The sequence below is a fragment of the Rhodococcus jostii RHA1 genome, from assembly GCF_000014565.1.
Lineage (GTDB): Bacteria > Actinomycetota > Actinomycetes > Mycobacteriales > Mycobacteriaceae > Rhodococcus_F > Rhodococcus_F jostii_A.
On the sequence record NC_008269.1, the window covers coordinates 672,144 to 685,342 of the forward strand.

General features: G+C 66.3%; 10 protein-coding genes. All 10 read left to right on the forward strand.

Annotated features, from left to right (window positions below; genetic code table 11):
* Positions 1-96 precede the first annotated feature (96 nt).
* Positions 97-2,205, forward strand: a complete 2,109-nt coding sequence (locus RHA1_RS38840) for an FtsK/SpoIIIE domain-containing protein (RefSeq protein ID WP_041813204.1) — start codon at positions 97-99, stop codon at positions 2,203-2,205.
* A 96-nt stretch (positions 2,206-2,301) separates the two neighbouring features.
* Complete coding sequence (locus RHA1_RS38845) at positions 2,302-2,646, forward strand: hypothetical protein (protein ID WP_011599420.1); 345 nt, start codon at positions 2,302-2,304, stop codon at positions 2,644-2,646.
* Positions 2,647-2,651: 5 nt separating this feature from the next.
* Positions 2,652-3,992: a nucleotide-binding protein gene (locus tag RHA1_RS38850; RefSeq protein ID WP_011599421.1), complete on the forward strand. Its 1,341-nt coding sequence runs from the start codon at positions 2,652-2,654 to the stop codon at positions 3,990-3,992.
* A gap of 77 nt (positions 3,993-4,069) precedes the next feature.
* A complete protein-coding gene (locus RHA1_RS38855; protein WP_011599422.1) occupies positions 4,070-5,344 on the forward strand; it encodes a hypothetical protein in 1,275 nt (424 codons plus the stop codon).
* A gap of 72 nt (positions 5,345-5,416) precedes the next feature.
* Entirely contained in the window at positions 5,417-6,097 is a 681-nt protein-coding gene (locus RHA1_RS38860) for a DUF8176 domain-containing protein (RefSeq protein WP_041813209.1), read from the forward strand.
* 766 nt (positions 6,098-6,863) lie between these two features.
* Positions 6,864-7,898 carry a DUF2637 domain-containing protein gene (locus tag RHA1_RS38865; RefSeq protein ID WP_011599425.1) on the forward strand — a complete coding sequence of 345 codons (1,035 nt, stop codon included), beginning with the start codon at positions 6,864-6,866 and terminating at the stop codon, positions 7,896-7,898.
* 470 nt (positions 7,899-8,368) lie between these two features.
* Positions 8,369-10,381 (forward strand): cutinase family protein, encoded by a 2,013-nt coding sequence (locus RHA1_RS38870; protein WP_192815039.1) that lies wholly within the window; start codon positions 8,369-8,371, stop codon positions 10,379-10,381.
* A gap of 504 nt (positions 10,382-10,885) precedes the next feature.
* Positions 10,886-11,695 (forward strand): N-formylglutamate amidohydrolase, encoded by an 810-nt coding sequence (locus tag RHA1_RS38875; protein ID WP_011599428.1) that lies wholly within the window; start codon positions 10,886-10,888, stop codon positions 11,693-11,695.
* Positions 11,696-12,043: 348 nt separating this feature from the next.
* A complete protein-coding gene (locus tag RHA1_RS50920) occupies positions 12,044-12,196 on the forward strand; it encodes a hypothetical protein (protein WP_020476729.1) in 153 nt (50 codons plus the stop codon).
* A gap of 137 nt (positions 12,197-12,333) precedes the next feature.
* Positions 12,334-12,846, forward strand: coding sequence for a hypothetical protein (locus tag RHA1_RS38880; RefSeq protein WP_016880497.1), 513 nt, complete (start codon positions 12,334-12,336; stop codon positions 12,844-12,846).
* Positions 12,847-13,199: the final 353 nt, after the last annotated feature.

Genomic DNA, 13,199 nt, shown 5'->3' on the forward strand with positions numbered 1-13,199 from the left:
CGTTGAGCGCGATCACCCGACTCTGCCAGTGTGCGCATCCAACACGCCCGACCACTGTCGGAGACGGGCGCAAGTCAACCGGAAAGGGGAGGGGCGATGGCACAGCGAGATCCGCTCAAGGACATCCTGATCGAACTGCTCGGCCCCGACCCCGGCACCCGCAACAAACGCAACGCTCAGTCGGCACCCGAGTCTGCCGTCCGCGCGTACCGGACCTTCGCCCCGATCACGGTCGCCTCCGCGGCCCTCGCGTTCTACGCACCCCAACTCGCCGACACAGCGCTCACAGACACTGTCGATCAAGCCGGTCAGTTCATCACGACGGTTCACGGCTACCGCTGGCCGCTCGCCGTCCTCGCCTCCGCGTGGAGCGTGCTCGACATTCTCCGCTGGCACGGCCACCGACAGCGCCGTGCGCTCGAATCGCAGCTACGGCAGACAACCCGGCACCTGCCAGTGAAGGTTACCGTCGCGTTCCCACCCGGAATCTGTTCGCTGCGCAGCGCCAAGATCCGACTCCCCAGGGGTGCGATCATCCGCCCCAAGGAGATGGACGAATTCACCACCGCCGTCCGCGGAGCGGCCGGCCGCACCGGCACATACACCCACACCGTTCGCCATCATGCGCACCGCGACCTGATCCTGATCGCCCGCACACCCGTCGAACCAGACACCCGCTCACCACGCCATAAGGCCCTACAAACCGCGTTGTCCGCCGGCACCATCTTCAAAGAACCCGCCGTCACGGTCGCCTCCCGCGACGAGGACGGAGTCGAGACCGGCTACAAGATCACGTTCACCCCCTCGCTGAACAGCGGCGCCCGCGGCTTCCAGACCAAGGTCGACGAAGCCCTCGCCGCGCTCGCCGGCCACCACGAATCCGGCCGCACCTGGGCCACCGAATGGACCCCCTCCGAGGGATACCTGGTGATGTACCTGCGGGCACCGCTGCCCACCCGCGTCGACCACCCCCTCGCCTTGGTCGACGAGAACCTCCGCCACCTGCCCTACGCCACCGGCGCAGCGAACCTGAGCCTGTACTGGGACGTCTCGACCAAATCGAACAAACCGCACTGCCTGATCGTCGGTCCCACCGGCGGCGGCAAGACCTCGGTAATCCGCACCCTGCTCACCGAGGCCTCGCGCCGCGGAATCCCCTTCCTCGGAGTCGACCCGAAGATGATCGAACTCGACGGACTCGAGGGCTACCCCGGATGCGCGGCCATCGTCTACGACGCCGTCCGCTCCGCGATGCTCGTACGCGCCCTGCACGCGGAAATGATGGCCCGCAACCACTACGTGCACGTGAAGAAGATCGAACCCTCGCAACTGCCGCTGCTGATCGCCGTGCTCGACGAGTTCTTCATCCTCTCCGGAAAATGGCAGCGCCTGGCCAAAGACGAGGACGAGGAGATCCGCGCGCAGATCAAACAACTCGACCCGCTGGGGGCGTGGGCCGACCTCGCGGTCCTGGCCCGCTCGGCCGGCATCCGCCTGCTGCTCGGGGTGCAACGCCCGGACGCCTCCTTGTTCGGGTCGAGCTCGGGCAATGCCCGAGACAACTTCGGCACCCGGATCTCGCTCGGCAACCTGTCGCAGGACGGCGCGCTGATGATGTGGGGCGATGCCCACGTCGGCCGCGAAGTGGACACCTCCATCCCCGGCCGCGGGGTGGTCACCGCCCTCGACGGTTCCCCGGTGGATGCGCAGATGTGGTGGACCCCGAATGTCGATCCGCACCCCAACAAATGGAACCAACTCTCGAAGGAGGAGAAGGCGATCGTGCACGGCCTGACACCGACCGAGTCGCCCACGTTCGAGTTCTTCTCCACGGAGCTGCGGGAATTCGTCGAATCCGAGCGCGCGCTGGCCAGGCGGGCACGCGAGTACGGCGACGCCCCTGAACCGTCCGTCCTCACCGACTTCGCCACCGACCACGACACGGTCGGCGCCGACGATTTCGCCGACGCCATCCCGGCCTCGGCGGTCACCGAGGGAATGGTCATCCTGCTCGACGACGACGACGGCGACCAGGTGCCCGTCACCGTCGACACGGTCACGGTCATGCGGGACAAGGACACCGGCGACGTCCTCGAAACCGTCCTGTCCATCAACACCGGCGGACGGGTGAAAACCACCGTCCACTTCGACGCCACCGAGGTCGTGATGCTCCCCGAACCCGACACCGTCCTCACCACCGCGTGAGAACCACGCCCCTGGCAGCACAAGGAACCCGCACGCCGCCGCACGCCCTCTGACCACCCACGTCGCCGCACCCACCCATCGAGAGGACCCCGACCCATGAGCCGCCGCATCTCCCAGTCGATCACCCCCACCACGGACGACGTCACGGTGCTGCGTGAACCGTTCGCGGCCAAGGGCGCCAACGATCCCGTCATCGCCGAACTGCGCCGCGTCCTCAAGGCGGTCGTCCCGACATGGCTGGCGAAGCTGACCGAGGAGCAGGAACTCACGTCGGGACGCCTCGAGGAAATCAAGGCCGCCGTGGCGATGCGACGTCAGATCATCGAGGCCCTCCCCGAAGGCAAGGCACGCTCCGACGCCCTCGACGCCCTCGCCAAGGCCGAGAAGACCGTGGCCGACATGGATACGGAACTCTCGTCCGTCGGCGCCTTCGGCGGGTGAGCCGCATGCACGAGTTCACCATCGAGATCGTCTCCGACAGAGTTGCGCGTGTCGCCGGCACCGGCGACGAGCTGGTCGCCCCGGTTGGGAAGTCGATCCAGGACAGCATCTACGAATACAGCCAGAAGCGTGCCGTCGACGCCGGGGCGCCCGTCGAGGTCGCCGTCCACCGGTCCGGCCGCTGCACCCAGGTCACCGTGGCACCCGACGGAACCGCGTCCCGGTCCGCCCCAACAGGCCCCATCCCGACGAGCGCCGACCAGGGTGAGGAACCAGCAAACGCCGACATGATCGCGGAGGAACCGGTCAGCATCACGTTGGACGCACTCGGCGACACCGCTCACTCGGCACCCGATGACGCCGGGCAGGGGAGTGCGCCCCACCCCGAATACGATGCTCGCCGCCAACCGGTCTCTGTCCTGGCGGCGCCCGGAATCATCCCGGGAGCAACGGAACCGGCACGCACGGGGATACGGGGGCGACTCAACGCCGTCTTGGGGCTGAGCCTGTCCCCGAAACCATCCTCGACCGAGATGCGACTGCGCGTCGCTGCCGCGACGATTGCCGGCCCGATCCCCGAGTTCTCCACGATCACGGTGGCCAACACCAAAGGCGGGGTCGGCAAAACCCCGATCGCAGTCGGTCTTGCGCAGACATTGGCCACGCACCGCGGCGGCGCGACCGTGGTCTGCGCCGACCTGGCCGAGAGCGGCGGCAGCCTCGCCGACCGGGTCAGCGTCCCACCCCCCGGCGAGCAGAACATCTTTGGGCTCCTCGCGGCCGACCAGGCCGCCACCGGGCACCTGCGGCCCTCGGCCCTCGGCCGGCATCTGACCCGGCAACCCTCCGGCGAGGACATCGTCGCCGGCCACCACGACCTCACTGCAACACGACACGTGGGTCTAAGTGGGGACGACGCCGCGGCACTGGCCTCGATCCTCGCCCACCACCGCGAGATCCTGGTCGCCGACACTGGGAACAACCCACTCGCTGGCAGCTGGCAGTGGGCCGTCTCGGAGGCTGGCGCCCTCGTCGTGCCCGTGCCTCTGCGCCGCGATGCCGCCACCACAGCGCACCGCATGCTCCTCGACCTCGCCACCACACATCCCGGCCGACTGGACCGGACCGTGGTCATCATCACCGATGGCCCCGGGGACACCCCGATGGTCGAATCCGACACCGTTGACGCATTCATTGCCCTAGGAGTGCAGGTACTCCGCATGCCCTACGAGCCGCTGTTCGCCGGAGGGGAACGCATCGTCCCAAGCCGCCTGCGGTGTACCACCACCGACTCTTTGACCGTGATCGCCGCGACCGTCGTCGACCTGATCACCAGCACCGGCTGACCTAAACCGTGCCTCCGCCAACCCATAACCGTTCACTTACGGAAGCCGCACACACCCAGTCACGAAAGGGAAGAACTATGACCGCCCCGAAGACTCACACCAGGAACCGAGCACACCACACCGGGCGCCACCGCCAGGCCGTGCGCCAGAGCACCACCGCCGCCCTCGTGGCCGCGTGCATCGCGGCAGGGATCTCTCTCGCCCCCAACGCGGCAGCGGCACCGGGACAGGCCGGCATCAACGACAACACCGGCCAAGCCGGCATCACCGGCGACCGTGGCCAGGCCGGCGTCACCACCCCCACCCCGGAGCCGTCCCAGACCCCACAGCAAAGCTCCGAAGACGCTGGCACAACCGCGGACTGGGACACCTACATCCCGATCCCCACCGAGTACCAGAACGTGCCCACCCGCCAAGCACCCACGCACACCGAGCCCACCTACTACAACGACACCCCGTCACCGACAGGGGAGCAGCAGCAAGTCCCCGAGCCCGAGCAGCCGCCCGAGATTGCCCCGGGACACGGCGCTCCGGTCGCACCGATCCAAGCCCCTGAAGACACCTACCGCTTCGGCTACCTCACCGGACCCCGCCCGGACTGGCTGCCCAAGACCGAGGCCGACAAACTCAACAACACCAGCGCCATCCTCGAAGCTCAGGGCGCGACATTCTTCAACTCCCTCGGCGTCCCCACCACCCGCTCGGACCGCATGGCCGCCGCCGCCACAGCAGGTGCCGTCACCGCCGGTGTGGTCGGTGCGACCGCAGCTGGGGTCACCGCCGGTGCTGTGGGAGCCGCCGGCGGCGCACTGATCGGCCTCGCCGCCGGCGCCGCCATCGGCGGGCCAGTCCTCGCGGGTCCGGGCGCTGGTACCGGCGCGATCATCGGAGGCTTCGCGCTCGGCGCGCCGGCGGCCGTCACCGTCGGGGCGCTTTCCGCGGCAGGAGGTGCACTCGCGGGCGCCGCCTACGGGGCGGGTGAGAACCTTGGCGAGGCGTCCGAACCCGCACCCGTGCCGGCTCCCGAATCTGCGCCGGTCGTCGATCTGCAGCCCGCCGCCCAGTTCGTCGAACAGGCCACCCCCGCGGCGGCACAGGCCGTCGACACCGCCGCCACGACAACCACCGGTTCCGCCGCGATCGAGTGGGCTGACAACACCGCATCCGCCGTCCCCGAGGCCATCGGCCAACCGGTGATCGATCAGGCCGTCGACGCCGGAACGCAGACAGCAGCATGGGTGGCCGAACAGCCTGGCGGGAACCAACTGCTCCAGGCCGGCGCAGACCTACGCACCGCGATGCCCGCAGAGGTCGGCGCGCTCCTGTCGGCCGTCGAAACCGCGGCACGCTGAAACCGGAAGGGACCGCAGGTGAGGAAATGCAGGCGGAACAGCGGAGCGCGGAAACCGACCCGGCATCCGGCAGTGATCGACACCCTCGGACCAGCGCCCACTGCCACCACCCCGTCGGGCCGACGCGACACCACCGCGTCGTCCGGCGGGCGCGTCGCCACGAGCACACCGGCCCGACCACTCCCGCCGCCGAAATCAGAGAAGCCCGGGCAGCGGCGAGTCGGCACCAGGACCGCCATCGGCGCCGTGATGGTTCTTGCTGCGGCAGGCACCGTCGGCTGGACCGCACTGCGGGTCGGCGAGCCCGAAAACACCACCCCAGGCGCCCCGGAGACAACCCAACAACCCGAAACGGTCACAACTACCCTCGCGGCGAACTCCGATCCCGCAGAAAGCCTCTCAGCCGTACCCCGCGGTGACGAGAACCAGTGCCAGAGCGACCGCGGCGACCAGAAGACCGGAACTGGGGTCATCGCCGCATTCGAACACGCCTACTACGTGCTCCGATCCGGCCAAGCCGCACGCGCCCTCGCCGCACCAAGCTCACCGCTCCCGACGGCCGACAAGATCCAAGCAGGCATCGACACCGTCCCACTCGGCACCAACTACTGCCTCCGCACCATCGAAACCAACGACAACCACTACACGCTCGTGCTCACCGAGATGCGACCCGGCGAACCCGCCACGCAATTCACCCAGACGATCACCACCACCCATGTCGCCGGGCGCTGGCTGATCGACGTGATCGCGTGAACACGGACACCCGGCATTGCATACCCGCCGGAGGCGCCAACTTCGCCGCAGCCGCTCCGGCCCATTGCGCACTTCGCCGACCGTCGTTGCAACGAGTCCATCCCCGTGCGCCTCGAGTTGCACCGACGTGCAACTCGAGGCGCGCAATACGGCGCAACGCGGGCAACCGCCACCGTGTCCTAGGCACAGAATTGCGACCGACGGCACACCACGCAAGCAGCAACGCTTATCCGTTTTTGCACGCCGAGCTCGATCCCGCCAACGTGCACTCGTCCCGCGCAATCGGGAGAACGCCTTGCGCAACCACCACCTCACGACCCGAAACCCACGAAAGGCCGAACCGATCAATTGCGCCCTTCGACTCGGCCGGGGAAGAAAGCAGGATGCAACCGCAACCGGATGGCGCACACCCCAAGACACACATTTCGCCCGCACCGCCGGCCGCAACAGGTACGCAAGGGCGTTCGACCCGACCGCGCCCGCACACGTACACCAGGCGCAACGCCGCGACTACCAACGCTCCGTTGCGGCAACCCGTGAACGCCACCTTGCCGCAACCCGCAACATCCTCAACCCACATATGCGCAATGCACCCCCGACCAATGGGCTTGAGTGCAAGCTTTCGCATTGGGTCCGCAACGCCACTGCAACGCAACGGCATGCACCACGGTGTCCGTGCACGCTCGCGAGATCCGCAATCTGACAGCGACCGGCGCGGCGCGGCCGCGCGCAACGACCATCCCGGAACCGGAAGGACTAACCGAACATGACCGACCTCAACCTCCGCGCCGCACGAATTCAGCTCCACGCCCTCATCGCCGCATTGCTCATTGCGATCATCATTGCGGTGGGCATCACCATCGGTGCGTTCGTGCTGTCCTTCGCGGTGCAACGAGACCTCGCGCAACAGGCGGGCATTCCACACTGGCTCGCGTGGATATTCCCGGCCATAGTGGATGGCGCAATTCTCGGTGCCACGATTGCGGTCGTTGCATTGAGCAAGATCAGCGGCGGTGCGGCCGGGAAGAAATTCTTCCTGTCCCTTGCCGTCGTCGTTGTGCTCATCAGTGTGTTCGGCAACGCCTATCACGCACATCAGGCCGGTCTCCGAGCTGCTCGCGCTGTCGCAGCCGGTATTGACCTCGGCTACACACCACTCTCGCCGACGGGTGCCTCACTCATTGCGATCATCCCGCCCTTGCTCGTCCTCGCCTTCACGCACGGCGTCGGAGTCCTCATCAAGGCGATTGGGTCCGCGTACGCCGAGTTCAATACGCTCACACAGTCGCTTGCCTTCGGCAGCGGCGATGCAACGCTGGTCAACAACGCCGACCGGGGCGTTGCCGGGGACGATCGCGCGGAGGCGAGCGTTGCAGTTGGCAACGTTGACGCAAGCACGGGTGCCGCAGACGGCGAGGTCGCGCAACATGTTGCTGCCACCGCAATGACCGAGGTACTCGATGAAAGTGGGATGCGGGCGGCAGTGCCGACTACCGCGCAACTGCTGGCGTTCATCGAGGAGAGCAGTCTCGATCCGCTGGTGAAGAAGACGGCTCGAATCAAGATCACCGAACCGGCCACGACCTGGGGTCAGCTCGCCGATGCCACCGAGGCAAAAGCCCCGAGCACCGCGCTTCGCCGGTACAACAAGGCCGTCGCAGCCGCGGTCAATGCAGGATTCGCGATCCCACCGCTCCCTGCCTTCGACCGACATGATGACCTCACTAACTCCCCGGGTTCCCGGGAACGCAACGGGTCCCTGATCAGCTTGCGCAACCGGATGGCCAGTGCGCACTGCTGATCCCACCACGGCGTGAGATGCGGCGCTCCACGGGCAGGCAGGCACAGGACGAGGTCGGCCGCAGCCCACAGATTGCATGCGGCTGACGCAACGCCAGCGGTGCCTCCGAAAGCCGTTGCGCAACGCCCACCGAGAATGCCGTGGACATTAGCGCCCGACACAATCGAGGCATTGCAACAGCCGCGACGAAGCCGGATAACCCGATAGCGGCACAACATCGTTTTCGCAGGGGTTCAGGGCCGCACTCATGGACTTTCATAAACCGGACGCCACATCGACGGGGCGCCCAGTGCAGCGGTGACCACCTCGGCGAAATCCGATACAACGTGGAGTTATCCACAGGTCACGTTGATCTCACCGTACTAACCGGCCACTGTGGGCACTCAACGCGACGCGAGCGCAACCGGCTGGGGCACTGTTGTGCTCACCGAGCGGTGATCCACCCAGTCCGCCAGGTAGATGAGGTGCCAATGCCCGACACACGTCCGACCGCCCAACGCGCACTCGCCGCACTGGTCACCGCGACGGTCGCCACCGGAACCGCAGCGGTGACCGTCCCGGCGATGGCGCACGCGGACCCGGCCAGATGCGCATCGACATTCAACCTCTTCATCCCCGGAACCTGGGAAACCAACGAGCACGCCGACCCCTCCGTTGCGGTCGGCATCCTCAAACCGATCGCAGACACCATCACAGCCACCCACGGTGACCGCGCGGAGGTCTACACCCTGCCGTATATGGCCCGCGCGTTCGACAACGGAAAGACCTACGCCGACAGCAAGTCCGACGCACGCACCAAAGCAGCCAATGTGCTGACCGACGTGGCAAGCAAGTGCACGCGAACGAAGTTTACGATCACCGGATACTCCCAGGGCGCTGACGCGGCCGGCGACCTCGCCTCCGACATCGGTAACGGCAAAGGCCCCATTCGACCCGACCGGGTCCTGGCGGTCGGCCTGCTGGCGGACCCCGGCTCGGGCACCCAGGGTGAAGCCGTCGTCGGCCCCCGCGCCGCAGGAACCGGCATCGCCGACCCCCGCCCGCAGGGAATGGGCCAGCTCTCCGGCCGGGTCGCCTCCATCTGCTACACCGGCAAGGACCTGTACTGCTCCATCCAGAAGGGGACAAGCCCGCTCCTCGGGTCGCTCGGCTCCATCCTCAGCAAGACGCCCAGTGCCGAACCCGGGGCGTCCACTGGCGACGGAAGTGATGGTATTGCAACGGCATTGACCTCGGACTTCTCCAAAGCTGATCTACCAGCACTCGGCGCAAACGCCACCACGCTGGCGCAGCAAAGCAACGCAGACACGATCGACATCGCCCAGCTCGCGAACTCCGCGACGTCGCTGATGCACACCCTCACGCCGATCGCGGATCTGATCGCGACCGGCGCAGCGAACTCCGCCGCGACCACCCACCTGACCACCGCGACACCGGGAACCGCCGAGCACGCCGCCGGACAGTTCCTGACCGCCGCGTCCCAGGCCGACCTGTCGAATGCGGTGACCACAGCATCCAAGCTTGCCGACACCGCTTCGGCATTGGTCCAGTCCGGCACTGCCACCGTGCCGGCCGCGTCTCCGGAGGCGACCGCACTGTCCACCGCAGCAGGAACACTGAGCGCCCAGGTCGCGCCGCTGGCCGCCACACCCGCCGACGCACTCACGACCGCATCGAGCGTGCTGTCGGTCCTCAAGCCGAGCGTCGTCGTTGGTCAAGTGCTCAACGTGGTGACCGGCGTTGCTGCACTCGATTTTCCAGGGATCCTCCACAACCTGACCGTCCTCCCGCAGAAGGTCGCCGCTCTTGACGCACACGGGGCGCACCAGATCTCGGGGGAGTTGAACAACCAGTTTGCGCCGTTGGTCAAACTCGCCGCGGGCGTCGACCTTCGGTGGGTCTCACAAATTCTCTCGGTCATCCCGGACCCCTCCGGGTTCACCCAGATCGCCGCCCTGGTGACCTCGATCCTCGCCAATGTCGATGTCATCCGGCTCGCCAACCTGATCGGCCAGATCCAGGAAATCGCCTGGGCAGCCGTGGAGAAACTCCTCCCACCACCCGGGCAGGCGCCCGACCCACTCGGCGCCGGAGCCGCCATGACCGGACTGCTGCCCGTCGGCCTCGACATCGCCTCGGTCGCGGTGAACATGCTCACCGGCAAGGCCACCAAAACCGACCCGGCCCTCCTCGGCAAACAAGCCCACACTGCTCCAACCCCGATCAACGCCCAAGCGCAGAATCTCGACCTGAACGGGCAGAATCTCGACCTGAACGGACTGACCGGATCGCTGACCACGATGGCCAACTCCCAAGGTGCCGACGATCTCACCGCCCTGGTCGCCGAGGGGTTGAAAGCCGCATCATTCTTCGCCTCCGGCGCCCACACCGACTACAACCACCTCGTCGTCGACAACGCCGGCCGCACCGCCATCCAATGGCTCACCGACTGGCTCAACCTCCAGATCGACCGGGCCGCGTAACCGCCTTCTACCAATGATCCTGCACGTGAAGAGAGGCGAAACGCCATGGCCCCATCACGATCACACAATCCCGCTGCCCGGTGGATCTGGTGCAGGCGCTGCAAACTCCGAAGCTACCTCGCCCGATCAGACGCCAAGAGCGTCCGCAGACGCCATCACGGATCGAAAGGACTCTCGGTGTTCCCCTGCCCCCACAATCCCGGCCAGTACCACGTCGGACACCGCCCCACCGCCCTCACCCACGGAGCCATCGACCGCCGCAGACTACGTAACCAAGCACTCAAAGACCCCGAGTCGGTCACCGACCGGGACCCACCACCAACGCGTTAGCACAGCAACAGCCTGCACCCACCGAAGACTTCGACACATGCGCCTCGAAGAAGGAGATCCTATGCAAGGCACCGAGGAGGAAGACTCACCGATCAGTCGACCCTGCAGCAAATCAGAAGACACGGGCGACCTCGCGCAACGCTTGGTGAAACTGAACTCAACAAGGAAACTAATATGACCTCCTGCCACATTCAGGCCGGCCACGCGGATTCGCCGGTCATCTTGCACGTCCCGCATGCCTCCCGCTCCATCCCCGACACGGTCCGTGCCGGAATACTCCTGAGCAATGACGAGTTGCAGCTAGAGCTGGACGAATCAACCGACACTGCAACAGATCACATCGCCATACGTGCTGCGGAACTCCTCGCATCCGGGCGCCCGCGACCCTGGCTGGCCATCAACCAAATTTCCCGCCTCGTCATCGACCCAGAAAGATTCCCCGGCGACGACGAGCCCATGAACGCCGTCGGCAGGGGAGCCGTATACACCCGGACCTGCAACCGCGCGCTGCTCCGGCTCGAACCCGCCGCGGACGCGCAACGACTGATGGACTCCTATTACCAGCCCTACACCGCCGCACTCACCGGCCTGGTCGACGACAGGATCGCCACTACCGGCGCAGCCGTCATCATCGACGTCCACTCCTACCCGCGACACCCTTCCCGATTCGAGAACCCCAACAAGCCCCGCCCCGCGCTCTGCCTCGGCACCGACGACTTCCACACCCCCGGCTGGCTCCGCGAACAGGCCCTTGACGCCTTCGCGCCGCTCGGCGACATCGCCACCAACACCCCATACACCGGGTGCTATGTCCCCCTCAACCGCTACCAGCACGACCCGCGGGTGACCGCCGTGATGATCGAACTTCGCCGCGACCAGTACCTCGCAACGCCGAGCGCCGCGAACCCGGCCAAGGTGGACGCACTCGCCAGCATGCTCGCAACCCTCGTCGCCCACTGCACTCCGAAAGTGGCCGCCGACTGATGTGCCAACCCAAACCCGGGCCACGCTGCTCCCCGCACATGCGCATCCGACTCATCCGCGCCCGCACCAAACTGAACGATGCACTCCACGCACTTGCTGAAGATCCCGACAACAACACCCTCAAGCACCGCGTTCGTCGAGCCGAAGCCGCCGTCGCAGAACATGCCGCACTGTACGACTCCACCCCAGTCGGCCAGAACGAACTTCGCGAAGCAATCGCACACGAGAACAACGACACTGCTCGCAACCTGCTCAACCAACGAATGGCCGCCGCTGAAGCGTTGCGCGCACAACAGATACACGCGATGCACAATGGTCAGCAGGACCCAACTGCAAAGGACAATCACTATGAGCAACGAACCAATGCTGACCCAGGAACAACGGGAATCGTTCTGGCGTCTACACGGGTGGCGCCCGAACCTGCCGGACAGCAAGCGCCGGGAGATCGAGCAGTACTGGACCGACCCGGAGATCGTGGAGGCCGAAGCCCTCGGATTCTGATCTCCGGCCGCGAGATCACTCCCGTCGCCGAACACACTCTCTCATCGCCCATATGCGAGCGGCTGGCCGCAAAAGGTGTCAGCACACCAACGCTGTACGAACTCGACCAACGCGACGCAGACCTGTATCGAGAGCAGATGCTCGCACTCCGAAACAACAATCCCTACGCGGCCTCTGTCTACGTCTACGACACTCACGAGTACCGCGGAATGCGGATGCTCGTCACCGACGACGGGAAGGCCGGCGTCGCAGTCAACGGCGATGAGGTTGTCTCCGTCTTCGCGCACAACGATTGTGCTCATCCAAGGGCGGCATACGCGCTGCTCTCTCAGGCAACCGAAATCGGCGGGCACCGACTGGATTGCTTCGACACAGTGCTTCCCAAGATCTACGCGCAATCGGGATTCGTCCCGGTCGCCCGCCTCGCCTGGAACGACGACTACGCACCCGATGGCTGGAACTACAGCACATACCGGAACTTCAACAACGGACGGCCCGACGTCGTCTTCATGGCCTACGACCCAGCAGCAATCGGTTCGAAGTACACCAATACGGCCGCCAACTATGTCGACAACTACGACACGGGGATCGAGTCTGCCCGGAACTACTCGTCTCGCAGGACCTCTGCACCTAGTCCGGCAGAGCGGTAACCACCGAAGCGGACGCGGGCGTACCGGCTAGAACTCTGCTCGCACGACCATGCACGGCCGTGCATGGTCGTTTGCCACCAAGCTGTCCCCTCGCCTCCCCATCCTGGCGGTGATGACGGCGGGACGGGTCGCACATGCCTATGGCGCAGATTTCGATCAGGGCGGTGTCCTGCACAATTGCAACCACCGGGGACTCGACCCGCAGCATCTGGCCCACCGGGGCGGTGGGGCATCATGCGTGTCTACTCGCATGCGGAAGAGGTCCACGACGACGAGATCCGGGCCGGAATACTGCGAGTTGTGAGTGCGGGCGGAATCCGAGAGCGATCCCGCTGCCCTCGCTGCCGAGCTGA